Here is a 22,793-nt window from a genome sequence, read left to right as displayed (position 1 = left end):
GCTCGATGTCTGTGAGAGACGGCCCCCGAGTCATCTGGTGGATTCAGCGGCTCAGTGAGATAGCACTGGTCGGCTGTCTCGGCCTGTGCCTCATCGGCGACCTCGTGTTCAGCGCCTCGACCGGCTCCAGGGGCGTGGCCGTCGCCGCCATCGGACTGCTCGGCATCATCGCCTATCTGCTGCGGCGCCGGTTCCGCGTCGAGGGCTTCGTCCTCGTCATGGCCGCCTCGGGGGCGGTGTCCATCACGCTCGTCGCGGTGGGGTGGCACGGCTTCCCCGGCCTCGCCGAGACCGGGTCGCTGCTCCTGCTCACCATCGGCGTGCTGCGCTGGGTGCGCCCGCTGCACACCGCCGTCGTGCTCTCGCTGCTGTCCATGCTCACCCTGCAGATGGCGAGCGGCATGCGCGTCCAGGGGGGCCCGGCCCTGCCGATCGGCTTCCTGCTGTTCGTCGCCTGGGCCACCGCGGTCGGCATCGGCAGCTACCTGCGCTACCAGATCGACCGGCGCGAGCGCACCGTGCACGCCGTGCGCCGGGCCGAACGGCTCGAACTCGCCCGGGAGCTGCACGACCTCGTCGCCCACCACATCACCGGCATCGTCGTGCAGGCGCAGGCGGCCAGGACCGTCGCCGCGCAGCGGCCCGACACCGTCATGCCCGCCCTGGACGCGATCGCCGGGGCCGGCACGGAGGCGCTGACCTCCATGCGCCGGCTGGTGGGCGTGCTGCGCGCCGAGGACGACGCGGCACGCAACCCCGGGGTGACGTTCCACGACATGCGGGTGCTGGTCGAGCGCTTCGCGGCCGGGGGGCCGCCGGTGGCCTTCGACATCGGTCAGGGGATCACCGAGGCGTCGCTGGCGCCCGAGGTGCTCACCACCCTGCACCGCGTGCTGCAGGAGTCGCTGACCAACATCCGCAGGCACGCCCCGGGCACCGGCTGGGTGCAGGCCGACCTGAAGCACGGCGACGGCGGCGTGGTGCTGCGCGTCCGCAACCACCGCTCGGCCACCGACCCGCGCGTCTCGCGGCTCGGCGGCGGGTACGGGCTGGTGGGCATGACCGAACGGGTCACCGCGGTCGGCGGCCACCTGTTCGCCGGGCCCACCCCCGAGGGGGCCTGGGAGGTCCGCGCCTGGTTCCCTCCGGCGCGGACCGCCTGACCGCCGGTCAGGCCCCGTTGGCGCCGGCCAGGAACGCGAGCAGGTCCTGCCGGGTCACCAGGCCCACGGGCTTGCCGTCGTCCAGGACGACCGTGGCGTCGGCCTTCTCCAGCGCCTCGATGGCCACCGAGAGCGGCTCGCCCGCGCCGACCATGGGCAGCGGAGCCGACATGTGGTCCTGGATGGGGTCGCCGCCGGAGACCTTGCCCCGGTACAGGGCCTCCAGCAGGTCGCGCTCGACGATCGAACCGACCACCTCGGCCGCCATGACCGGGGGCTCCTCCTTCATCACGGGGAGCTGCGAGACGCCGTACTCGCGCATGATCGAGATCGCCGTGTTCACCGACTCGTGCGGGTGGGTGTGGACGAACTCCGGCATGCCCGGCGATTTGCGGCCGAGCACGTCGCGGACCAGGTTCTCCTCGGTCGAGGTGGTCAGGAAGCCGTAGTCGGCCATCCAGTCGTCGTTGAAGATCTTCGACAGGTAGCCGCGCCCGCCGTCCGGCAGCAGGACGACGATCACGTCGTCGGGGCCGGCCTCCGCGGCCACCTTGAGCGCCGCCACGACGGCCATGCCGCACGAGCCGCCGACGAGCAGGGCCTCCTCGCGGGCCAGGCGGCGGGTCATGCCGAAGGAGTCCTTGTCGGAGACGGCGATCACGCGGTCGGCGACCGTGGTGTCGTAGGTGGCGGGCCAGATGTCCTCGCCCACGCCCTCGACCAGGTACGGACGTCCCGAGCCGCCGGAGTACACCGAGCCCTCCGGGTCGGCGCCGATGACCCGCACCCGCCCGCCGGAGACCTCCTTTAGGTAGCGGCCAGTGCCGCTGATCGTGCCGCCCGTGCCGACGCCCGCCACGAAGTGGGTGATCCGTCCCTCGGTCTGCTCCCAGATCTCCGGCCCCGTCGAGTGGTAGTGGCTGGCCGGGTTCTCGGGGTTGGAGTACTGGTCGGGCTTCCAGGCGTTCGGGATCTCGCGGGCCAGGCGGTCGGACACCGAGTAGTAGGACTCGGGGTGGTCGGGCGAGACCGCCGTCGGGCAGACGACGACCTCGGCGCCGTACGCCCGCAGTACGGCGATCTTGTCCTGCGCCACCTTGTCGGGCACGACGAACAGGCAGCGGTAGCCCCTGTCCTGGGCCACGATGGCCAACCCCACGCCGGTGTTGCCCGAGGTCGGCTCGACGATCACCCCGCCGGGACGCAACGCCCCCGACCGCTCCGCGGCCTCCACCATGCGCAGCGCGATGCGGTCCTTCACCGAGCCGCCGGGGTTGAAATATTCCACCTTGGCGAGCACCTGGGCCCGCACACCCGCCGTGACCTTGCGGAGCCGGACGAGCGGGGTGTTGCCCATGAGCTCGATCAGAGAGTCATGTACGCGCACCGGGAATAACACCTCATCTGCCGTGCTTTGTCACCCTTACCAATGCCGGAGTTCCGAGGAGATCCAGCGGGTCCTTTCCTCACCGTACCGTCACGATGACGGCGACATGTTGACGACACGGACAGGCATCCGCGAGTCGCGTAACTGAAACCGGAACAGAGGGCCGGGACGAAGGACAACAGCAGAAAAGGGGATGCACGGGGATGGTGATCTGGACGCCGGGGACCGCACGGGCGGCCCGCCGCATCGCCACCGCGGCGGCTCTCGGGGGCGGAGGCGCCACGGTGCTGGGGGGCGCCGTGTACGGCCTGCTGCTGACCGAGGCCATGCTGGCGCGCAAGGCCGTCGGCCGGCCGTACGGCATGGACGGGCCGTCGTCCGACGGCCTCTACGGGGCCTGGGCGGGCGAGGGGGACGCCGAGCCGGTCACGATGGTCATGCTGGGGGACTCCACGTCGGTGGGCCTCGGCATGACCGACCCGGCGGCGACGCCCGCCGTGATGCTGGCGACCGGCCTCGCGGCGGTGGCCGAGCGGCCGGTGCGCCTGCACGTCTTCGGGCGGTCCGGGGCGGTCTCGGCGGACCTGCCCTTCCAGGTGGACCGCGCGCTGCGGACCCGGCCCGACCTCGCGGTGATCTTCGTCGGCGCCAACGACGTCACGACCCAGACCAAGCCGGCCCAGGCCGTGGGGCACCTGCGGGACGCGGTGCGGCGGCTCCGTGAGTACGGCGCGGAGGTCGTGGTCGGCACCTGTCCCGACCTCGGGACGGTCCGGCCGATCGGGCAGCCGCTGCGCTGGATGACGCGGCGCTGGAGCCGCCAGCTCGCCGCCGCGCAGACGGTCGGCGTGGTGGCCGAGGGCGGCAGGACGGTGGCGTTCGCCGACGTCCTCGGCCCGGAATTCGCGACATATCCGGGCGAGATGTTCGGACCCGACCGATACCACCCATCTGTCCGAGGTTACCAACAGGCCGCTAACGTAGTGCTACCGTCTGTATGCGCTGCGTTGGGATTGTGGCCCGAACCCGAATCCGAGCGTGGCGAGGCATCGCAATCGATTTACCTCGCGGCGGCCATCGCCGCGGAGGAGCCCGGCACCGAGGTCACCGCGACCCGCGTCGCCGGCCGCGCGACCGGCCTGCCCGGACGTTGGGCCGCGATCCTTCGCCGCCGGCCGGGGGCCGTCGCCTCGTAGCGGCCGACGGCGGTCACCCTCCGCGGCAGAGTCGTCACTCTGCCCACATTGGAGTGCAATGCCCGTGTTCCGGCCCCTCACGAAACCGGCCTTGGCGCTCGCCGGGGTGCTCGCCCTGGCGGCGTGCTCCACCAGCAGGGCGGCCACCGAGCAGGCCCACCACGCCACCTGGCGCAATGCCGAGGTCAACGCCGTCAGCCGGGCCACCGTGGCCGCGGGGGTGGCCACCGTGACCTCGCTGCGGCCGGACGGCTCCCTGGAGACCGCCGCCCTCGACCTGGCCGGCGGGAAGAGGCTCTGGGCCCACCCGGCGGCCATCGCCGGGCGGCTGCCCGGCATGGGCGTGCAGTCCCCCGCCGCCGTCGAGACCTCCCCCGGCCACGCGATCGTCGCCGCCGTCGCCCCGAAGCGGGGCGGGCACGGCGCCGGGAACGCCGCCCTCGTCGCCCACGACGCCCGCACCGGCCGGCCGCTGTGGAGCCGTCCCGTCCACTCGACGTTCGGGCCGCAGCGGTGCGGCCGCCTGCTGTGCCTGTCGGAGAACACCGCGCTGGCCTCGGCACGGGTGGTCGTGCTCGACCCCCTGACCGGCAAGGTGCTGTGGAAGGAGCCGGGCATCGCCGAGGTCGAGTGGTCCGACGCCGGCCGGGTCGTCATGCTGCACCTGGCCCGGCATCCCGTGCTCGCCGCGCACGACCTCGCCTCGGGCCGGCCGGTCTGGCGGCTCCCGGTCGAGCAGGCGCTCGCCCCGGGCGTCGACCTGTCGGGCGGCTGGGCGTTCGGCGCGTCCGGCGGCGATCTCGTCGGGTACGTCGCCCCGTACACCAGCCCCAAGCAGAACAAGACCTCCTCGTTCGGCCTGTTCTCCATCAAGCTCGCCGACGGCGCCGTCAACTGGCTGCGGCCGTCCGTCGTCCGCGTCTACCCCAGCGGCAGCCCCGGGTACGCGCCGGTGGTGCGGCCGGTGGACGAGCGCGGGCAGTACGGCGGGTTCGCCCGGCTCGACCCCGGCTCGGGGCGGGTGGTCGGCCAGATCACCGCCGGCCAGGTGCCCGGCGCCGGGTGGTGGCTGGCCTTCCCCGGCGACATGGCGCGGCTCGACTTCCTCAAGCCCGGCGGGGCCGGCGCCGCCTTCGAGCTGCCCTCGGGCCGCGCGACGCCGGTCCAGGGCCGGCGCGGCTGGTCCTTCTGCGTCACCGACCCCAAGCCCCTGCCCCTGGCCGGGGGCGCCCGCGGCTTCTACTCGGTGGCCTCGCTGTGCGAGTTCGACCTGGCCACGGGCAAGCGGGCGCCCGCCGCCGGCCCCCCGCCCGCCTGGTTCACCGGCAGCCAGGACGGCTGGCGTCTCTGGCGGGACGAGAACGGCGCCGTCAACGCCGTCCAGGACACCACGGGCAGCGCGCCCGGCATGTACGGCTGACCGCGCGGTAATCTCCGCAGAGGGACCTGTCCCGCCTGCCAGAACAGGAGAGCCACATGCCCGAGGCAGTCATCGTCGCGACCGCGCGCTCGCCCATCGGCCGGGCCTTCAAGGGGTCGCTCAAGGACATCCGCCCCGACGATCTGACCGTCCAGATGGTCAGGGCCGCGCTCGACAAGGTGCCCCAGCTCGACCCGAACGACATCGACGACCTGATGCTCGGCTGCGGCCTGCCGGGCGGCGAGCAGGGGTTCAACATGGCCCGGGTGGTCGCGGTGCTGCTCGGCCTGGACGGCGTCCCCGGCACGACCGTCACCCGCTACTGCTCCTCCTCGCTCCAGACGACGCGCATGGCCTTCCACGCCATCAAGGCCGGCGAGGGCGACGTCTTCGTCTCGGCGGGCGTCGAGTGCGTGTCCCGCTTCGCCAAGGGCAGCTCCGACTCCCTGCCCGACACCGCCAACCCCCTGTTCCTCGACGCCAAGGAGCGCACCGACCGGCGGGCCGAGGGCGGCGCCCTCGAATGGCAGGACCCCCGCCAGACCGGCCGGCTGCCCGACGTGTACCTCGCGATGGGGCAGACCGCCGAGAACGTCGCCGAGCTGAAGGGCGTCAGCCGCAGGGAGCAGGACGAGTTCGGCGTCCGGTCGCAGAACCTGGCGGAGAAGGCCCTCGCCGACGGGTTCTGGGAGACGGACATCACCCCGGCGACGCTGCCCGACGGCTCGGTGGTGAGCAGGGACGACGGCCCGCGGCCCGGCACCACCTACGAGGCGGTCGCGCAGCTCAAGCCGGTGTTCCGTCCCGACGGCACGGTGACGGCGGGCAACTGCTGCCCGCTGAACGACGGCGCGGCCGCGGTGGTCGTGATGAGCGACGTGAAGGCCGCGGAACTGGGCGTCACGCCGCTGGCGCGCATCGTCTCGACCGGCGTGAGCGGCCTCTCGCCCGAGATCATGGGCCTCGGCCCCGTCGAGGCGTCCCGGCAGGCGCTGTCCCGGGCCGGCATGGCCATCGGGGACGTCGATCTCGTCGAGATCAACGAGGCGTTCGCCGCGCAGGTCATCCCGTCGTACCAGGAGCTCGGGATCGACCTCGACCGGCTCAACGTCAACGGGGGCGCGATCGCCGTGGGGCACCCGTTCGGCATGACGGGCGCGCGCATCACCTCGACGCTGATCAACAGCCTGCGCTTCCACGACAAGGCGATGGGCCTGGAGACGATGTGCGTGGGCGGCGGCCAGGGCATGGCCATGCTGCTGGAACGGCTGAGCTGACGGAGCCGTGAAGATCGAAGGCGCCGCCGGTCACGGCGGCGGGGGTGACCCCGGCCGATCTCGCCCGCCCCGCGCGGCGGGCGCGGCCGGAAGGCGTCAGCCCATGTAGTCGGGGCCGGCGCGCTTGAGGTCGATGCGGACGAGGACGTTCTTCTGCTCCCGCATGGCCGAGCGGTACTCGTCCCAGTCGGGGTGCTCGCCGGAGACGCTCCGGTAGTACTCGACCAGGGGATCCAGCGCGTCGGACCCGGCCACGACCTCGGCGGTCCCCTCGATCTGGACCCACTCGCCGAGGTACTCGTCGACCATGACGCACAGCGAGACGTCGGAGTTGTTGCGGAGCTGGCGCGTCTTGGCGGCGGCCTCGCGGGTGCTGACGAGGGCGCGCCCCTCGGAGTCGATGCCCACCAGGACCGGCGACATCTGCGGGTGGCCGTCGGCGCGCCAGGTTTGAATCACCGCGCGGTGGTTCTTTCGGATGAAATCACGGGCTTTGTCGAGATCCATGCCCTCATGATGACCCAGCCCTCGCGACAGGTGCGCCCACGCCAAGCGATGACGTGGGCGCACTGGGGTGGGCGTAGGGGCCTACATGAACCCCATACGAGAACGGCGCTGCCGCTCGTGCTCGATGACGATGGCGGCCGCGTAGCCATGAGTCAGCCCGTGCTCGTCGGCGAGCCAGTTGGCCCGCTCGTCACATCGGAGGAACGACGGGCCGTTGTCGATGGCTTGGAACCACTCGGGGAGTGCGCGTCCGGTGATGTCCGGAACCCTGGCTATCAGCTTGTTCTGCATCTCCAGTGAGTGGTTCAACGACATGGGCACCTCCATGAGTGAAGCCTCTTTTGCTAGACACTGCATCACCCGCCCCGTGATGGCAAGACCCTAATGGCCAGGCTTCGCTTACACGAGGTAGATCGTTAGTAGCAGTGCGTGGGGCTTACCCAAAGCTCGGGCGGGCATGCCGGACCGATGACGCCCCGCCGGGCTCCGGCGGGGCGTTCCCGGACGAAATACCTAGTCGTTGTTGAAGAAATAGCTGATGAAGCGCAGGATCTCCAGGTACAGCCAGACCAGGCTCAGCGTGAGGCTGAAGGCCATCAGCCACGAGTACTTCTCGGGGACCCCGGCGCGCACCCCCCGATCGATCTCGTCGAAGTCGAGCAGCAGGAAGAAGCAGCCGAGGAGGATCATCGCGACGCTGAAGATCCAGCCGATGGGGCTGTCGCCGCGCAGGCCGAGACCGCCGTCGGTGAAGATGCTGACGATCCAGTTGAGCAGCATGAGGCCGACGGCGGCGAAGCCGGCCGCGACCACGAACTTGGTGAACTTGGGAGTCGGCCGGAACACCTTGAGCGCGTAGACCGCCAGCACGCCCGCGAAGGCCACCATCGTGCCGAGCACCGCCTGGAAGACGATGCCTTCCGACGCCTCGTTGTACATCTTGCTGATCACGCCGATGCCGATGCCGTAGGCGAGGGAGTAGCCCAGGATCAGCGCCGGGTTGGTGCTCTGGCGGAACGAGACGATCAGGCCGAGGACGAACCCCACGAGGATCGCGGGGGCGGCGATGCCCCAGCCGAAGTTGAAGTACCAGGCGACGGCGGCCGACACCACGAGGGTGCCCAGGGTGATGAACCCGCGGACGACGACATCGTCGATCGTCATCGGCCGTGCCGCGACGGGCGGAGCGTACGAAGGGGCGTTGTACATGTCCTGCAGGTACTGCGGGCTCACGTTGGGGCCCGCACCCCCGGACCGGCGGTTGTTCTGCCCCAGTCTGCTCAGGACCGGGTTCCTGCTCTGCATCACTGCCTCCACTGCGACCTGCGATCAGCCTGTTCGGTCGAGCCTCACAGGGAGTGCCGCCTGTACCGCATAGCTTCACGTGGCTTCACATCTGTCATGGCGGGCGGACGAGGGCCCTGCCCGTAATGCGCCGCCGGAGCGCGGAAGACCGACCCCCAGCGGCAACGGGTACAACGAGCGGCCCCGCACCCGAGTTCCGCCGCGAAGATTGCGTTTCGATCACCTACCAGGGGCGGCGGGGCGCCCGGGCCCCCTGACCGGGACTCCGGCCGGGGGCGCCCTCCTCCTGGCCTGCGGTCCCGCGTGTTATGTCCGGTGGCATTCGGGGTTAAGAGAAGGTCTTTTCGTGTAATGTCGCAAAGTAAACCATCTTTACGGTCTTTCCATACCAGAAATTTCGGGCCTTGCCCGCCCACGCTCCCACGGCCTCCTGGTCCGGCGAAAAACAGATGCCGGCATCGGCCGCCCGACGGCCCCAATCGGATGACCGCCCCCGCGCACGGGCCTTTGCCCTCCGCGCCGCCCCTTTCGCGGCGGGTTCCGCGACACCGACATGCCCAGTCGCGCGCATGTGATGTGCTTTGCCGGTGCGGGGGGCGATTGACACGATCCTCCACGCCTTTCATTAACATCCGAAGCGTGGAGTTCGCCCAGGTCCTTCGCGAGCGCAGGATCCGCAGCCGCCTCAGCCAGCTCGACCTGGCGATCCGCGCGGGCACGACGCAGCGGCACATCAGCTTCATGGAGAGCGGGCGCTCGGCCCCGGGGCGCGGCATGGTCGTCCGGCTGGCCGAGTCGCTGGAGCTGCCCCTGCGGGAGCGCAACGGCCTGCTGCTGTCGGCCGGTTTCGCCCCGGTGTATCCGGAGACGGACCTGAAAGACCCCGCGCTGGCGCCGATCCGCACCGCGCTGGACGGCATCCTCACCGGGCACCTGCCCTACCCCGCCGTGGTGGTGGACCGGCACGGCGATCTGGCGGGCTCCAACGCGGCGTTCACCGCGCTCTTCGGGGACGTGGACGCCGGGCTCCTCGCGCCGCCCGCGAACGTCTACCGGCTGGCGCTGCACCCGCGCGGCGTCGCGCCCCGCATCGTGAACTTCGGCGAGTGGGCCACGCACATCCTGGAGCGCCTCCGGCAGGAGACCGAGCGCCATCCCGACGCCCGCCTGGCCGAGCTGCGCGCCGAGCTGGAGACGTACGTGCCGCCCGAGCCGGCGTCCCCAGGGCACCTGGGCTTCGCGGTGCCGCTGCGCCTGCGTTCCCCGCGCGGCGAGCTGCGGCTCATCACGACCGTCACGACCTTCGCGACCGCGGTCGACGTCACGATCGCCGAGCTCAAGCTGGAGGCGTTCCTTCCGGCGGACGCGGCGACTGCGGCGGCGCTGACCGCGAGCCTGGCCGGGACGCCCCTGGGCGGGCCGGAGGGCGGATAACCGCAATATGGCACAGGATGGTAACGATTGCTCGGGCGGGGGAAGCGGTCCGTCCCTTGGCGGGTTTCAGGGCTTACCGAGAATGTCCCGTGAGGAGCGCCAAACCGACAATGATATAGCTCTTCGGGAGCGTTACTGCCATCGGGTCGTTTCATATAGTCGGCAGGGGTGCCCCCGGTGGGACTCGAACCCACACTGGAACCCTTTTAAGGGGTTTGCCTCTGCCATTGGGCTACGGGGGCGCCGTAAATCATACGTAACGGACCACACTTGCGTAACGGGTCAGAGCCCACGTCTCTGCTCTTCCTTCCGTAGTACGCAAGATAACGGTATACGCCCCGCGGCCCCCCGACTCGGGCAGTGAACAACAGACCGCTCAACTCAGCAGAATTCACCTCGTCACCCTTGTTATCCCTCCACAGAACAGTACGGCCCGCGCCCGAGACGTCGAGCGCGAGCCGTACCGGAACACCGTGCGACGCCGTCCCGGACGCGGTGATGCGTCCGGCGCGCCGGTGTCGGGCCGTCAGCCTGTGGCGGCGGCCGCCCTGAACTGGTCACGGGGCGACTCGATCTCGCCGAGCGAGACCGTCTCCCGCTTGAAGAAGAGAGCGAGTGTCCAGTCGGCGACCACGCGGACCTTGCGGTTCAACGTAGGCACCCGGGACAGATGGTAGGTCCGGTGCATGAACCACGCAGGCAATCCGTGAAGCTTGACCCCGTACACGTTGGCCACGCCCTTGTGCAGGCCGAGGCCCGCCACCGACCCCGCGTACTTGTGCCGGTACTCCTTCAGGGGAAGACCCCGCAGGTGGCGGACGATGTTGTCGGCGAGCGCCCTGGCCTGGCGCACGGCGTGCTGGGCGTTCGGCGCGCAGTACTGTCCGGGATTGGTCACGTCCGGGACGCCGGCGACGTCGCCGGCCGCGAAGGCGTCCTTGACCCCCACGACCGTCAGCCTGGTCGTGGTCTTGACCCGCCCGCGCTCGTCCAGCGGCAGGTCGCCGGAGTTCACGACGGGGCTCGGCTTCACCCCGGCGGTCCAGACGATCGTGGCCGACTCGAATTCCTCGCCGTCGGACAGCACGACGTGGCCGCCCTCGCACGACTTCAGCAAGGTCTTCATCTTGACCTCGATGCCGCGCTCGCGCAGTTCCTCCAGCGTCCAGCGGCCCATCTCGGGGCCGACCTCGGGCAGGATGCGGTCGCTCGCCTCGACCAGGACCCAGCGCAGGTCCTCCTCGCGCAGGGAGTCGTAGTACTTCACCGCGTCCCTACCCATGTCCTCAAGCTCGGCCAGCGCCTCCACGCCCGCGAAGCCGGCGCCGACCACGACGAACGTCAGCGCCCTGCGGCGGACCTGCTCGTCCTCGGTGGAGTCGGCGCGGTCGAACAGGGCGAGCACGCGGTTGCGCAACGCGATGGCCTCGCCGACCGTCTTGAAGCCGATCGCGGCGTCGGCCAGGCCCGGGATGGGCAGCGTGCGGGAGATCGAGCCCGCGGCCATGACGATCACGTCGTAGCCGATCTCCTCGCTGGGGCCGGCGTTGGGCACGAACGTGACGGTCTTGGCCTCGTGGTGCACCTTGGTGACCTTGCCGTTGAGGATGCGGACCTTCGGCAGGACGCGGCGAAGCGGCGTGACGACGTGGCGCGGGGACAGGTTGCCCGCGGCGGCCTCGGGCAGGAAGGGCTGGTAGGTCATGTAGGACTGCGGGTCGACGATGGTGATCCGCACCTTGCCGGACGCGAGCTCCCTGCGCAGGGCGCGCTGGAGCCGCAGGCCCGTGTAGAGGCCGACGTACCCTCCGCCGACGATGAGGATGTGCTTGGCCTTGTGGTTCACGTCAGTGCCCCTTCGTGGCATGGTCGCTTGTGAAACCATTCACAATCTTACGTCACGACGAGGTATCAGCGCCAACCGGATATGTGCGCAACAGCAAGATTTTTCTTACTACGTGCAGCCTGGGCCGTCCTTCCCGGGGAAGATCCGCATTTCTTCTCCCACGTGACCGACTTCACTCCCCTGCGGACCGGCCACACCACCCCTCGTGACCCATGCCGGCCGGACCGAACCGCGCGGAACCCCGGCCCCGCGCCCGGCGGCTCTGGATAATACGGATGTAACCATCTGAATACATGTCGCCACTGAGAGGCTCGTGTGACTCCCCCTGGTTCGAGTTCCGCCTCCCTCGTCGGACGCGTCGCGCTGCTGACCCTCGCGGTCGTCCCACCCCCTCTCATGGCGGCGAAACTCTGGCCCGACGTGCAACGGCAGCCCTGGCTCGCACTCGCGGCCTTCGTCGGGTACGAGCTGCTGCTCGCGGCGGTCGGATTCGCCGGCAAGGTCTTCGGCGACCTGCAGGACCGCTGGGCCAAGGCCGCCGCCGACGGCGTGGACGCCGTCCTGCGCCGCACCTCCGCCCGCTTCGAGCGCGCCTACCGCGACCAGGTGCGCGGGGCCGTCCGTTTCGTCGACCAGAAAGGGCTGGCGACCCGCAGCGACCGCACCCCGGAGCTGGCGAAGATCTACGTCGACGTGAGCCTGGAGCCGCAGGTTCCGCACGAGACCGCCCGCGCGCCGCTGGCCGGCCGCACCGAGATGTACGTCGAGCGCCGCTCGCTGTGGAGCTTCCTCGGCGGCGAGGCGTCCGTGGTCCTCGCCGTCATCGGACCGCCGGGCACCGGCAAGACCACCCTGCTCCGGCACGTCGCGCTCAGCCTGGGCGGGGAACGCGCCCGGCGCCGCGACCTGCCCGTCCTGCTCTACCTGCGCGACCACGCCGCCGCGATCGACGCGGACCCGTCGATCGGGCTGCCCGCCCTGATCGCCTCCCGGCTGGACCGATTACGCGGGCAGGAGCCCCCCGGATGGTTCGACCGGCAGCTCGCCGCCGGGCGCTGCACGGTGATGCTGGACGGCCTGGACGAGGTCGCCCGCGAGCAGGACCGCGAGAACGTCGTCGACTGGGTCGAGCGGCAGATCGCCCAGTACCCGGCCAACGACTTCATCATCACCTCGCGCCCGCACGGCTACCACGCCTATCCCCTGAACAGCGCGACTACGCTGCAGGTGCGCCGCTTCACCGGTGAGCAGATCGCCGAGTTCGTCCGCGGCTGGTACCTGGCCGAGGAACGCCTCGCCACCGGCGGGGAGCCCGACGCCGACGTCGAACGCCTGGCCGCCCGCCAGGCCGACGCCCTGCTGGACAAGCTCAGGGAGAGCCCGCAGCTCTACGACCTCGCCGCCAACCCACTGCTGCTCACGATGATCGCCAACGTGCACCGGCACCGGGGCGCGCTGCCCGGCTCGCGGGCCGAGCTCTACGCCGAGATCTGCCAGGTGCTGCTCTGGCGCCGCGCCGAGGCCAAGGGCCGGGCGGCGCAGCAGGAGACGCTGCGCGGGGACCGCAAGGAGCAGGTGCTGCGCGAGCTGGCCTTCACGATGATGGAGCGCAACGTCCGGGACCTGCTGGAGGCCGAGGCGGCGGCGGTGGTGGGACCCGCCCTGCGCCGGGTCGCCGGGGACGCCGTCCAGCCCCCGGACTTCCTGGCCGACGTGCGCAACGGCGGCCTGCTGCACGAGCACGAGGCCGGCCTCTACGCCTTCTCCCACCAGACCTTCCAGGAGTACCTCGCCGCGGCGTACATCCACGACCATCCCCGCATCCAGCAGATCCTCATCGCCGCGGTGGACGAGCCCTGGTGGCGCGAGACGACCCTGCTGTACGCCGCGCGCGCCGACTGCACGGCCATCGTGGACGCCTGCCTGGCCCTCGGGAACGTGCCCGCGCTCGCCCTCGCCTTCGACTGCGCGGAGGAGGGCCGCTCGATCTCCCCCGCCACCCGCCAGGAACTCGACAAGCTGCTCCTGCGCTCGCTGGACACCGACTCCCCCAACATCCTGCGGACCCGCCTGTTCAACGCCATCGCCGTGACACGGCACCTGCGCGACGCGGTACGGCTCGGCGAGTACACCTGGGTCTGCACGCGCCCGGTCACCCCGTCGATCTATCGCCTGTACCTGGCCTCCCCCGCCTCACGGGTACGGCCCTGGGCACGCCGCCCCCCATCCGATGACGGCCGAGTACATGAGCACCATGCCCGTGACATCTTCTTCGTGTCGCCCACCGGAGGCGGAGTTCGAACCGCCCCCGACGCCTGGGAGGAGAAGGAGGCCGGCGACGTCACCGGCGCTCTGTGGCCGGACGACGTGGCCGGTTTCGTGGCATGGGTGAACGACCTCGTCAGTGACGACCGGGTGTACCGGCTGCCGACCAGGAAGGAAGTCGAGGATCCCGCGTTCCGCCTGGTCCTCGACACCGGCACGCGCGGCGTCTGGTACGCCGGGATCCACCAGGAGACGGCCCATGGCCGCCGCCCGGCGCCCTGGGTGCCGCCCGGGGCGCCGGCCCCGTTCCTGGCGACCCGCGACATGATCCTTCACCATGTGGCCGAGGACTGGCGCGACCCCACGATCGCGAGCGCGGCGTTCGTGGTGACGCACCTGGCCGTCGACCACGCCGGCCCGCGCCGCCGACCCGGGCGGAACAAGTCCGCCGGACAGGACACCCCCGTCACGGGCCGCATCGAGAGCGTCGTGAAGGAATACCTGCAGCTCGTCCACGAGTCGCCCCACCTGGACATGGACACCGCGCTGGCGCTCACCCTGGACCGTCCGCTCAGCTCCACCAGGAAGCTGAACCTCACGCTCGACCACGCCCTCTCCCGCGCTCTCCAGGACGGGAAGAAGACGTCCGTCCACCACCGGCACCCCCTCGACAGAGCCGCCGGCCGGCTGCGCAAGCACTGCCTGCTGCGGAGCATGGCGATCCTGCTGGGGCACCGGCCCGACCCCCCATGGCCCGGACGGCGCACTCGCGACGTGTCCCTGACCGTCATCCTCGAATGGCTCATGGGGGCCGGCTTCGCACGCATGCCCTACTCGCCCGGCCCCGCCACATTGGACGCCCTCGTCGCGGCGCTCGGCGAGAGCTACGCGGCCGTGCGGTCGATCTCGGCCGCGACCCTGGAGGACCGGAAGCTGCGCCACGTACAGGAACTGGCCACGGACCTCATGTGCCTCGGAGAAGCCGTCCTCGACGGGCGCGAACCGTTCGGCACGGATTTCGCCGCCTGCGTGCGCCTCGGAGCGCTGGCGCTCGCGAGCAGGTTCGGCCGGGTGCCCGGGGGCAGGGACATCGCGACGACGTACCGCGAGATCGCGGCCGCGGTGACGGCGATGCAGCGGCGGGCGGAGGGAGAGCCTCCGCCGAACGAGGCGATCGTGCTCGTCCGCATGTGAACCCCCGCATCGTCCCGAGGCGGTCCGGGCCCTCGTCCCGAGGCGACCCGGGCCCCGTTCGGGAACGGGGCCCGGCGGCCTCGCCCGGGGTGGGTCAGTCGCTCAGCTCGACGGCGCGGGTGAAGACGTCGTCCAGCATCTGTTCGGTGACGCGGCCGGTGAAGGTGTTCTGCTGGCTGGGGTGGTAACAGCCCAGCAGGTGGATCGGCGTCCCCGCGTAGGCGATCTCCGCCTCGCGGCCGTGTCCGAACGGCGGCCTGGCGCGCGGCAGCGTGTAGCCGGCCTCCTTCAGGGCGGGCCAGACGGCCTGCCAGGCGTACCCGCCGAGCGCGACGATCACGCGCAGCGGCTCGGCGACCATTTCGAGCTCGCGGGCCAGCCAGGGGAAGCAGGTGGCGCGCTCCTCGACGGCAGGCTTGTTGGCGGGCGGGGCGCAGCGGACCGCGGCGACCATGCGCGCGCCGATCAGCCGCTGCCCGTCCCCCGCGTGCGTGCTGGTCGGCCGCGCCGCGAGCCCGGTGCGGTGGAGCGAGGCGAACAGCCAGTCGCCGCTGCGGTCCCCGGTGAAGATGCGCCCGGTGCGGTTGCCGCCGTGCGCGGCCGGGGCCAGCCCGACGATCAGCACGCGCGGCTTCTCCTCGCCCCAGCCCGCGATCGGCCTGCCCCAGTACGTCTCGTCCATGAACGCGCGCCGCTTGACCCGCGCGACCTCCTCGCGCCATTCCACCAGCCTCGGGCAGGCGCGGCACACGGACTCGCGGGCGGTGAGCTCCCCGAGGTCGCGGCTCGCCCGCGCGAGCGCCCGCACCTCCTCCGGGCTCGACGCCACCGGCGTGCCCGGCTCCGCGGGGTCCTCCGGCCATCCACTACCTGGGGGAACGTGACTCATACCTCGATCGTGCCAGCTCCGCGGCGATGCCAGGGACGTTCCCGCGGCTCCGCCGGGGACCGTAATTTGGGAAGACGTCTCCGGGGCCGTGTCCATGAGCCCGCGTCCCGTTCGTAGTAGTTCCGTACGGCGACCCCGCCGTGAGAACAGGACAAGGAGCCCGACCATGAAGTACATGCTGCTGATCTACGCCGGCGCGGCCGACGCGGCGGACCGGTGCGACTACGAGGAGTGGGTGGCCTACGACAAGGCGCTGCGGGACGCGGGGGTCCTGGTGTCCGGGCACTCGCTGAAGGACCTGACCACCGCCACCACGGTGCGGGTCGGCCCCGGCGGCGAGCCGACGATCACCACCGACGGGCCGTTCGCCGAGACCCGCGAGGTCCTCGGCGGCTACGACGTGATCGACGTGCCCGACCTGGACGCCGCGCTCGAATGGGCGGCGCGCTGCCCCGGCTCGCGGGACGGCGGGTCGGTCGTGGTGCGCCCGGTCGCCGAGTTCGAGGTCTGACCGCGATGGACGAGCGGGCCGCCGGCGCCGCGGCCTCGGTGGAGGCGATGTTCCGCGAGGAGCGCGGCCGGCTGCTGGCGGCGCTCGTCCGCCGCTTCGGCGACCTGGACCTGGCCGAGGAGGTCGCCTCCGAGGCGATCGAGGCGGCCCTGGTGCGCTGGCCGGTCGACGGCGTGCCGCCCAAGCCGGGGGCGTGGCTGATGACCACGGCGCGGCGCCGGGCCGTCGACCGGCTGCGGCGCGACCAGGTCTACGCGGCGCGGCTCGCCGTCCTTCAGGTCGAGGCGGACCGCGCGGGCCCGGCGGCGCCCGCGGACGCCGGCGGGGACCTGCCGGACGAGCGGTTGCTGCTGTTCTTCACCTGCGCCCACCCGGCGCTGCCCGCCGAGGACCGCGCGGCGCTGACCCTGCGCTGCCTGGCCGGGCTGGCGACGCCGGAGGTGGCGCGGGCGTTCCTGGTCCCCCCGGCGACGATGGCCAAGCGGATCGTGCGGGCCAAGAACAAGATCCGTGAGGCGCGCGTCCCGTTCCGGGTGCCGGGCGCGGACGAGCTGCCCGGGCGGCTGCCGGGTGTGCTCCAGGTGCTCTATTCGATCTTCACCGAGGGGTACGCGGCCAGCGCGGGCCCCGACCTGCAACGTCCGGACCTCGCCGAGGAGGCCATCCGGCTGGCACGGATCCTGCGCCGCCTGCTACCCGCCGAGCGGGAGGTGACGGGCCTGCTCGCGCTGATGCTGCTGACCTACGCGCGCCGCGCGGCCAGGACCGGCCCGGACGGCGGGGTCGTGCTGCTCGACGACCAGGACCGCCGCCTGTGGGACGGTCCGATGATCGAGGAGGGGCGCGAGCTGGTGGTCGTCGCGCTGACGGGCGGACCACCCGGCCTGTACGGGGTCCAGGCCGCGATCGCCGCCCTGCACGACGAGGCCCCCGGCGTCGCGGCCACCGACTGGCCGCAGGTCGTGGCGCTCTACGACGTGCTGCTCGCCATCGCGCCGTCGCCGGTCGTCGCGATGAACCGTGCGGTGGCGGTGGCCATGCGCGACGGGCCGGAGGCGGGGCTGGCCCTGCTCGACGGCCTGGCGGAGGACCCGCGGCTGCGCGGCCACCATCCCTACCAGGCCGCGCGGGCGGACCTGCTGTGCCGGCTCGGCCGGTCCGCCGAGGCGGCGGCGGCCTACCGGGAGGCCCTGAAGCTGGCCGGAACCGAGCCGGACCGCGCCCACCTGCGCCGCCGCCTGCGGGAGGCGGAGGGCTCCTGAGGGCCGCCGGCGCGCAGGAGCCGTGCGGCCCGGCGCGATCAGCCCGACGAGGACTCGTCCAGGGAGTACGCCAGGCCGTCGAGGATGTCGTGCTCGCTGACGAGGACCTCGGGGAAGCCGAAGCGGGCGAGGATGCGGTCGAGGATCAGCCCGCCGGCGCCGATCACGTCGACGCGCCCGGGGTGCATGACCGGGATCGCGGCGCGCTCGTCGTGGCTCATGGCGAGCAGCCGCCGGGAGATCTCGTGGACGCGCGCCGCCTCGATACGGGCGCCGTGGTTGCGCTCGGGGTCGTAGGCGGGGGCGTCCAGGGCGATGCCGGCGATGGTGGTGACCGTGCCGGCCAGGCCGATGACGGTGCGCGCCCGCTCCACCGGCACCTCGGCCGCGACCCGGTCGAGGGCGGCGTCGATGTCGGCGCCCGCCGCCGCGACGGCCTGCGGGGTGACGCCGGAGGCCAGGTGGCGTTCGGTGAGGCGCACGCAGCCGATGTCCACCGAGAGCACGTTCTCGACGGTCTCGGAGCCGAGGACGAACTCGGTGGAGCCGCCGCCGATGTCGAAGACCAGCACGGGCGGCTCGACGCCGCTCAGCCCGGCGGTCGCGCCGACGAAGGACAGGCGGGCCTCCTCCGCGCCGGTGACGACCTCGGGCTCGACGCCGAAGATCTCGCGGACGCCCGTGACGAAGTCGGCGCGGTTGGCGGCGTCCCGGGTGGCGCTCGTGGCGACCACGCGCACCGGCGAGGCGCCGTGCTCCTTGATCAGCTTGGCGTAGCCGCGCATGGCGCCGAAGGTGCGCTCCAGGGCCTCGGGGGCGAGCCTGCCGGTCCTGTCGACGCCCTGGCCGAGCCGGACGATCTCCAGGCGGCGCTCGACGTCGGTGAGCCCGCCGCCGGTGACGTCGGCGATGAGGAGGCGGACCGAGTTCGTCCCGCAGTCGATGGCGGCGACCCGCGTCATGCGTCCTCCTGAGGGGGTTCGGGGTGAGGCTGTGATTCTTCCGCGGCCACGCAGGGGCCGTCGCACCACCACGCGGGCAGCGCGTCGAGGGCCTCGCGGCCGAAGGGGTTCGCGCCGGGCACGGCCAGCTCGTGGCCGACGAGCGCGTGCAGGCACTTGACACGGTCCGGCATGCCGCCCGCGCTCTGCATGCCGCGCGGCAGCGGCTCGACGCCGTCCTCGGTGGCCGCCTTGTCCCGCGCCTCGACGTAGCCCTCGTGGGCGCGGGCGTAGGCGGCGGCCAGGGCGGGGTCGTCCGCGAGGCGGGCCTGCATGCGCTTCATCACCCCGGACGACTCCAGCGTGCCGATCGCCGATGCCGCCTTCGGGCAGGTGAGGTAGAAGAGCGTGGGGAACGGCGAGCCGTCGGCCAGCCGGGGCGTGGTCTCGACGACGTCCGGCAGCCCGCACGGGCAGCGGTGCGCCACGGCGCGCACTCCCCTCGGCGGCCTGCCGAGCTGCTGTTCCACCACGGCCAGGTCGGCCGGATCCACCATCGTCGTCCACTCCCTGCCTGTCGGCTCGATGTCCGCGCGCCCCGTACCCGCCGTCACGGCGCCGGGGTGCGGGCCGGCTCGGCGCGGCGGCCGGTGCCCCGGTCGGCGGCCTCGACCGACTCCCACAGCGTCTGGTACCAGGGAGGGCTGGGCGACGGGGTCGCGCCCGCCTGGGGGCGCGCCGCCTTCTTGGAGGTGTCCCGCACGACGATGCACTTCTCGCCGGCCTCGCAGAAGTGCAGCCTGCTCTTGGCCAGCCGCGCGAGGTACTCGCGGTCGGAGAGCTGCCTGCCGCGCTCGCCGAGCTCCTGAAGGTCCTTCAGCGCCTGGGCCTGCTGGTGTTCGAGCTGGGCGATCAGGCGCCGCTGTGCGACGAACTCCCGCACAGGATAGGCGAGGCTCATCGCGATCGCGCACACCACGACCGCGAGAATCGCCGCCCTGCCGGTGAGCTGCGGTCTCTTTTTCATGCTCCTCCCAGGTCCGTATGGCTTGCCCGCGAATACGGGCAAGCCATACGGAAAAACTAGCTCTGGAAGCGCGGGAAGGCGGCGCGACCCGCGTAGCGGGCGACGTCGTCGAGGAGTTCCTCGATGCGCAGGAGCTGGTTGTACTTGGCGACGCGGTCCGAGCGCGCGGGGGCGCCGGTCTTGATCTGGCCGCAGTTGGTGGCGACGGCGAGGTCGGCGATGGTGGTGTCCTCGGTCTCGCCGGAACGGTGGCTCATCATGCACCGGTAGCCGTTGCGGTGGGCCAGGTCGACGGCGTCGAGGGTCTCCGACAGGGTGCCGATCTGGTTGACCTTGACCAGCAGGGCGTTGGCCGCGCCCTCGCGGATGCCCCGCTCCAGCCGCTCGGGGTTGGTGACGAACAGGTCGTCGCCGACGAGCTGCACCTTGCTCCCCAGGGCGGAGGTGATGGCCTTCCAGCCCTCCCAGTCCTCCTCGTCCAGCGGGTCCTCGATGGAGACCAGCGGGTAGGAGCGGACCAGGTCCTCGTAGAAGGCGATCAGCTCCTGGGAGCCGTGGCCCTTGCCGTCGAGGGTGTAGACGCCGCCGGAGTGGAACTCGGTGGCGGCCACGTCCAGGGCCAGGGCGACGTCCTCGCCCGGGGTGTACCCGGCCTTCTCGATGGCGACGAGGATCAGGTCCAGGGCGTCGCGGTTGCTCGGCAGGTTGGGAGCGAAGCCGCCCTCGTCGCCGAGGCCGGTGGAGTAGCCCTTCTGCTTGAGCACGCTCTTGAGCGCGTGGTAGGTCTCGGCGCCGACGCGCACGGCCTCGGTGAACGTGGCCGCGCCGATCGGCGCGATCATGAACTCCTGGATGTCGACGTTGCTGTCGGCGTGGGCGCCGCCGTTCAGGATGTTCATCATCGGCACCGGCAGCACGTGCGCGTTCGGGCCGCCGACGTAGCGGAACAGGGGCAGGTCGGCGCTGTCGGCGGCGGCCTTGGCCAGGGCGAGGGAGACGCCGAGGATGGCGTTGGCGCCGAGGCGGCTCTTGTTCGGCGTGCCGTCCAGGTCGATCATGGCCTGGTCGACCAGGCGCTGCTCCTCGGCGTCGTAGCCGACGAGCTCTTCGGCGATCTCGTCGGTGACGTTCAGCACGGCCTTCTCGACGCCCTTGCCGTTGTACCGTTCGTCGCCGTCCCGCAGCTCCGCGGCCTCGAACTGGCCGGTGGAGGCACCGCTCGGGACCGCCGCGCGGCCGGTGCTGTAGTCGTCGAGCAGGATCTCGACCTCGACCGTCGGGTTGCCCCGGGAGTCGAGGATCTCGCGGGCGGTAATGGCCTCGATGGCAGCCACCAAGCGCTCCTAGGTCTGTCAGCCCGGGGTGGACCCCCCGGAACCCGGCACCGCGGCGTCGTGCGCGGCGCGGCTTGCGGACGGTTTGCCTCCCGAGCCTATCGGGCCCCGCTCGCCGGCACGCCGCGCCCTCCCGCCCGGCGGCTCAGCTCCCCGGGGCCTCGCGCGAACGCTCCCAGGCTCGCACCCGGTCGCGGTAGTCGCGGGCGGCGGCGCGCAGCTCGGCCTCCGGGTCCAGGCCCGCCGCGCGGGCCCGGCGCACCAGGTCGAACAGCTCGCGGCCGATGCCCTGGCCGACGGCGCGCGACAGGCTCTCGGGGGCGCCGGCGCGTTCGGCGCGGCTCTGCAGGCCGTGCGCCAGGGACAGCGCGGGCTGGCCCATCGGGACGCCGTCCAGCAGCGACGCGCGGCCCTTGGCGGCGCGCTCGGCGGCCTTGATCGCGTCCCAGTTGGCGTTGACCTCGTCGGCGCCGCTCACCTCGACGCCCGCGAACACGTGCGGGTGGCGGCGGACCAGCTTGTCGACGACGCCCTGCACGACGTCGTCCACGTCGAACCCGCCGTCGGCCTCCTCGCGCTCCTGGGCGACCCGGGAGTGGAAGACGACCTGGAAGATCAGGTCGCCGAGCTCCTCGCGCAGGGAGGCGTGGTCGCCCTCCTCGATCGTCTCCAGGACCTCGTAGGACTCCTCCAGCAGGTACGGCACCAGCGACTCGTGGGTCTGCTCGGCGTCCCACGGGCAGGTGCGCCGCAGGCGGTCCATGACGGTGACCAGGTCGAGGAAGCGGGCGCCCGGCAGGTCGTAGGAGCCGGGGATCAGCTCGATGACCGGAGGCTCCGGCAGGTCGAGCGCGGCACGGCCGACGGCGCGCATGAACGGCTCGTCGCCGTCCTGGGCGGCGACCCACACGATGGTCTCGCCGACGCTCTCGCGGGCCAGCGCCACCGGGTCGGGCGTCACGACCTCGACGGGGATGTCCTCTTCTGCGAGGTAGGGCAGCAGCGGGTGGCCGGCGGAGCCGGTGAGCACCCGGCCGGAGCCGAGGGCCGCCCACGCGCGCCCGCTCAGCAGCCCCGGCGCCACCCGGGGCGAGGTCGTGACGACGACGAGGGTCATGTCACTGGCCGGCGGCGGGATCCTGCTGCTGGGCCGGGTCCTGCTGGAGCTCGCCACCCTGGGAGGGGTCCTGCTGGAGCTGAGCGCTCGGGCTCGGGACGGGCTTGCCGAACCGGGCCTCGTCGACCATGCCGCCCTGCCGGTTGTCCCAGGTGCCGTAGCGCGGCGAGACCTTGACCGGAACCGCCTCAAGCTGCTCGACGAGCTTGATCTGGGCGGCCTGCACCGACGCCTGGTCGGTCAGGTTGGCGCCGAAGCGCTCCAGCGCCTTCTGGTAGATGACGCCGCCGCGGACCCACGCGCGGGCCATCGACGGGGCGACGCCCTTGCCGAGCGCGGCCATGCCGAGCTGCTGGGAGCCGCCCTGCTCGGAGATCAGCTTGTCGATGTCGCCGTCGCTGACGGTGATGTTGTTCCGCCGGGCGAACCCGTCGAACTGGCGGGTCGCGATGAGCTGGAGCAGGATCGCGCGCGGGATCGACGGGATCTGGAGCTGCGACTCGTCGACGTTCGACTTCTTCAGCGCCGCCTGGAACTCGGCGATCTTCTCGTTCAGCTCGCCGGTGCTGATGCGCTCGCCCCCGACGGTGGCGGCCTCGCCGACCCGGACGGGCGAGGAGCAGGCGGTCATGGCGAGGCACGCCAGCACGGCGGCCGCGACGGCCTGCGGCGCGCGCACACGTATCGACTTCACTAGCGGTCCCTTCAACAGAGGCGG

20 protein-coding genes and 1 tRNA gene are annotated in these 22,793 nt (G+C 72.0%); 8 read left to right on the top strand and 13 right to left on the bottom strand.

What is annotated here, in order from left to right:
- The first annotated feature begins 11 nt into the window (after positions 1 to 11).
- Positions 12 to 1,163, top strand: a complete 1,152-nt coding sequence (locus BJ982_RS11655) for a sensor histidine kinase (RefSeq protein ID WP_184879399.1) — start codon at positions 12 to 14, stop codon at positions 1,161 to 1,163.
- A gap of 7 nt (positions 1,164 to 1,170) precedes the next feature.
- On the opposite strand, the gene BJ982_RS11650 is transcribed toward BJ982_RS11655, so the two are convergent.
- The gene (locus BJ982_RS11650) at positions 1,171 to 2,550 is read right to left on the bottom strand and encodes a cystathionine beta-synthase (protein ID WP_184879396.1); all 1,380 of its coding nucleotides are present in this window, start codon (positions 2,548 to 2,550) and stop codon (positions 1,171 to 1,173) included.
- 203 nt (positions 2,551 to 2,753) lie between these two features.
- On the opposite strand from BJ982_RS11650, the gene BJ982_RS11645 reads away from it, so the two are divergent.
- From BJ982_RS11645 to BJ982_RS11635, 3 genes are read left to right on the top strand one after another with little or no spacing between them, the layout of a single operon-like run.
- Positions 2,754 to 3,746 carry an SGNH/GDSL hydrolase family protein gene (locus BJ982_RS11645; RefSeq protein ID WP_184879393.1) on the top strand — a complete coding sequence of 331 codons (993 nt, stop codon included), beginning with the start codon at positions 2,754 to 2,756 and terminating at the stop codon, positions 3,744 to 3,746.
- A gap of 58 nt (positions 3,747 to 3,804) precedes the next feature.
- A complete protein-coding gene (locus BJ982_RS11640; RefSeq protein ID WP_184879390.1) occupies positions 3,805 to 5,166 on the top strand; it encodes an outer membrane protein assembly factor BamB family protein in 1,362 nt (453 codons plus the stop codon).
- A 56-nt stretch (positions 5,167 to 5,222) separates the two neighbouring features.
- Positions 5,223 to 6,443 carry an acetyl-CoA C-acetyltransferase gene (locus BJ982_RS11635; protein WP_184879388.1) on the top strand — a complete coding sequence of 407 codons (1,221 nt, stop codon included), beginning with the start codon at positions 5,223 to 5,225 and terminating at the stop codon, positions 6,441 to 6,443.
- A gap of 96 nt (positions 6,444 to 6,539) precedes the next feature.
- Here BJ982_RS11635 and BJ982_RS11630 read toward each other — a convergent pair whose 3' ends face one another.
- The 3 genes from BJ982_RS11630 to BJ982_RS11620 form a co-directional block, all read right to left on the bottom strand.
- Entirely contained in the window at positions 6,540 to 6,950 is a 411-nt protein-coding gene (locus tag BJ982_RS11630; protein ID WP_184879386.1) for a PPOX class F420-dependent oxidoreductase, read from the bottom strand.
- 81 nt (positions 6,951 to 7,031) lie between these two features.
- Positions 7,032 to 7,265 carry a DUF4287 domain-containing protein gene (locus BJ982_RS11625; protein ID WP_184879384.1) on the bottom strand — a complete coding sequence of 78 codons (234 nt, stop codon included), beginning with the start codon at positions 7,263 to 7,265 and terminating at the stop codon, positions 7,032 to 7,034.
- Positions 7,266 to 7,463: 198 nt separating this feature from the next.
- The gene (locus BJ982_RS11620) at positions 7,464 to 8,255 is read right to left on the bottom strand and encodes a Bax inhibitor-1/YccA family protein (RefSeq protein ID WP_184879382.1); all 792 of its coding nucleotides are present in this window, start codon (positions 8,253 to 8,255) and stop codon (positions 7,464 to 7,466) included.
- 639 nt (positions 8,256 to 8,894) lie between these two features.
- On the opposite strand from BJ982_RS11620, the gene BJ982_RS11615 reads away from it, so the two are divergent.
- The gene (locus tag BJ982_RS11615) at positions 8,895 to 9,689 is read left to right on the top strand and encodes a helix-turn-helix domain-containing protein (RefSeq protein ID WP_184879380.1); all 795 of its coding nucleotides are present in this window, start codon (positions 8,895 to 8,897) and stop codon (positions 9,687 to 9,689) included.
- Between the two features lie 169 nt (positions 9,690 to 9,858).
- On the opposite strand, the gene BJ982_RS11610 is transcribed toward BJ982_RS11615, so the two are convergent.
- Together BJ982_RS11610 and BJ982_RS11605 are read right to left on the bottom strand one after the other, a co-directional pair.
- Positions 9,859 to 9,931, bottom strand: a tRNA-Leu gene (locus BJ982_RS11610).
- A 284-nt stretch (positions 9,932 to 10,215) separates the two neighbouring features.
- Complete coding sequence (locus BJ982_RS11605) at positions 10,216 to 11,574, bottom strand: NAD(P)/FAD-dependent oxidoreductase (protein WP_184879378.1); 1,359 nt, start codon at positions 11,572 to 11,574, stop codon at positions 10,216 to 10,218.
- A gap of 276 nt (positions 11,575 to 11,850) precedes the next feature.
- On the opposite strand from BJ982_RS11605, the gene BJ982_RS11600 reads away from it, so the two are divergent.
- Entirely contained in the window at positions 11,851 to 14,994 is a 3,144-nt protein-coding gene (locus tag BJ982_RS11600) for an NACHT domain-containing protein (RefSeq protein WP_184879376.1), read from the top strand.
- Positions 14,995 to 15,088: 94 nt separating this feature from the next.
- Here BJ982_RS11600 and BJ982_RS11595 read toward each other — a convergent pair whose 3' ends face one another.
- A complete protein-coding gene (locus tag BJ982_RS11595) occupies positions 15,089 to 15,883 on the bottom strand; it encodes a uracil-DNA glycosylase (protein WP_184879373.1) in 795 nt (264 codons plus the stop codon).
- A 166-nt stretch (positions 15,884 to 16,049) separates the two neighbouring features.
- Between BJ982_RS11595 and BJ982_RS11590 the strand changes: the two genes are divergently transcribed.
- Positions 16,050 to 16,394 (top strand): YciI family protein, encoded by a 345-nt coding sequence (locus BJ982_RS11590; RefSeq protein WP_184879370.1) that lies wholly within the window; start codon positions 16,050 to 16,052, stop codon positions 16,392 to 16,394.
- 5 nt (positions 16,395 to 16,399) lie between these two features.
- Complete coding sequence (locus BJ982_RS11585) at positions 16,400 to 17,656, top strand: RNA polymerase sigma factor (RefSeq protein ID WP_184879366.1); 1,257 nt, start codon at positions 16,400 to 16,402, stop codon at positions 17,654 to 17,656.
- Between the two features lie 38 nt (positions 17,657 to 17,694).
- Here BJ982_RS11585 and BJ982_RS11580 read toward each other — a convergent pair whose 3' ends face one another.
- The 6 genes from BJ982_RS11580 to BJ982_RS11555 all read right to left on the bottom strand — a co-directional run bounded on the left by BJ982_RS11580 (position 17,695) and on the right by BJ982_RS11555 (position 22,769).
- Positions 17,695 to 18,618, bottom strand: coding sequence for a Ppx/GppA phosphatase family protein (locus BJ982_RS11580; RefSeq protein WP_184879364.1), 924 nt, complete (start codon positions 18,616 to 18,618; stop codon positions 17,695 to 17,697).
- The gene (locus BJ982_RS11575; RefSeq protein ID WP_184888697.1) at positions 18,615 to 19,154 is read right to left on the bottom strand and encodes a DUF501 domain-containing protein; all 540 of its coding nucleotides are present in this window, start codon (positions 19,152 to 19,154) and stop codon (positions 18,615 to 18,617) included. Before BJ982_RS11575 ends, BJ982_RS11580 begins: the two co-directional genes overlap by 4 nt.
- Positions 19,155 to 19,207: 53 nt before the next feature.
- A complete protein-coding gene (locus tag BJ982_RS11570; protein WP_184879362.1) occupies positions 19,208 to 19,624 on the bottom strand; it encodes an FtsB family cell division protein in 417 nt (138 codons plus the stop codon).
- Between the two features lie 56 nt (positions 19,625 to 19,680).
- Entirely contained in the window at positions 19,681 to 20,958 is a 1,278-nt protein-coding gene (gene eno / locus BJ982_RS11565) for a phosphopyruvate hydratase (protein WP_184879360.1), read from the bottom strand.
- Positions 20,959 to 21,103: 145 nt separating this feature from the next.
- Positions 21,104 to 22,075 (bottom strand): nucleoside triphosphate pyrophosphohydrolase, encoded by a 972-nt coding sequence (locus BJ982_RS11560; protein WP_184879358.1) that lies wholly within the window; start codon positions 22,073 to 22,075, stop codon positions 21,104 to 21,106.
- A 1-nt stretch (position 22,076) separates the two neighbouring features.
- Positions 22,077 to 22,769, bottom strand: a complete 693-nt coding sequence (locus BJ982_RS11555; RefSeq protein WP_184879356.1) for a SurA N-terminal domain-containing protein — start codon at positions 22,767 to 22,769, stop codon at positions 22,077 to 22,079.
- Positions 22,770 to 22,793 lie beyond the last annotated feature (24 nt).

Origin of the sequence: Sphaerisporangium siamense (assembly GCF_014205275.1) — a bacterium.
Lineage (GTDB): Bacteria > Actinomycetota > Actinomycetes > Streptosporangiales > Streptosporangiaceae > Sphaerisporangium > Sphaerisporangium siamense.
The sequence above is the reverse complement of the archived record's forward strand: the minus strand, read 5'-3'. Positions and strand labels throughout refer to the sequence as shown.

Excerpts from the sequence above, each read along its gene's own strand:
- BJ982_RS11635 (WP_184879388.1), top strand. The coding sequence starts at position 5,223 with ATGCCCGAGGCAGTCATCGTCGCGACCGCGCGCTCGCCCATCGGCCGG.
- BJ982_RS11575 (WP_184888697.1), bottom strand. The coding sequence starts at position 19,154 with ATGGTGGATCCGGCCGACCTGGCCGTGGTGGAACAGCAGCTCGGCAGG.
- BJ982_RS11590 (WP_184879370.1), top strand. The coding sequence starts at position 16,050 with ATGAAGTACATGCTGCTGATCTACGCCGGCGCGGCCGACGCGGCGGAC.
- BJ982_RS11560 (WP_184879358.1), bottom strand. The coding sequence starts at position 22,075 with ATGACCCTCGTCGTCGTCACGACCTCGCCCCGGGTGGCGCCGGGGCTG.
- BJ982_RS11640 (WP_184879390.1), top strand. The coding sequence starts at position 3,805 with ATGCCCGTGTTCCGGCCCCTCACGAAACCGGCCTTGGCGCTCGCCGGG.
- BJ982_RS11645 (WP_184879393.1), top strand. The coding sequence starts at position 2,754 with ATGGTGATCTGGACGCCGGGGACCGCACGGGCGGCCCGCCGCATCGCC.
- BJ982_RS11570 (WP_184879362.1), bottom strand. The coding sequence starts at position 19,624 with ATGAAAAAGAGACCGCAGCTCACCGGCAGGGCGGCGATTCTCGCGGTC.
- BJ982_RS11620 (WP_184879382.1), bottom strand. The coding sequence starts at position 8,255 with ATGCAGAGCAGGAACCCGGTCCTGAGCAGACTGGGGCAGAACAACCGC.
- BJ982_RS11585 (WP_184879366.1), top strand. The coding sequence starts at position 16,400 with ATGGACGAGCGGGCCGCCGGCGCCGCGGCCTCGGTGGAGGCGATGTTC.
- BJ982_RS11625 (WP_184879384.1), bottom strand. The coding sequence starts at position 7,265 with ATGTCGTTGAACCACTCACTGGAGATGCAGAACAAGCTGATAGCCAGG.
- BJ982_RS11595 (WP_184879373.1), bottom strand. The coding sequence starts at position 15,883 with ATGAGTCACGTTCCCCCAGGTAGTGGATGGCCGGAGGACCCCGCGGAG.
- BJ982_RS11630 (WP_184879386.1), bottom strand. The coding sequence starts at position 6,950 with ATGGATCTCGACAAAGCCCGTGATTTCATCCGAAAGAACCACCGCGCG.
- BJ982_RS11605 (WP_184879378.1), bottom strand. The coding sequence starts at position 11,574 with ATGGTTTCACAAGCGACCATGCCACGAAGGGGCACTGACGTGAACCAC.
- BJ982_RS11580 (WP_184879364.1), bottom strand. The coding sequence starts at position 18,618 with ATGACGCGGGTCGCCGCCATCGACTGCGGGACGAACTCGGTCCGCCTC.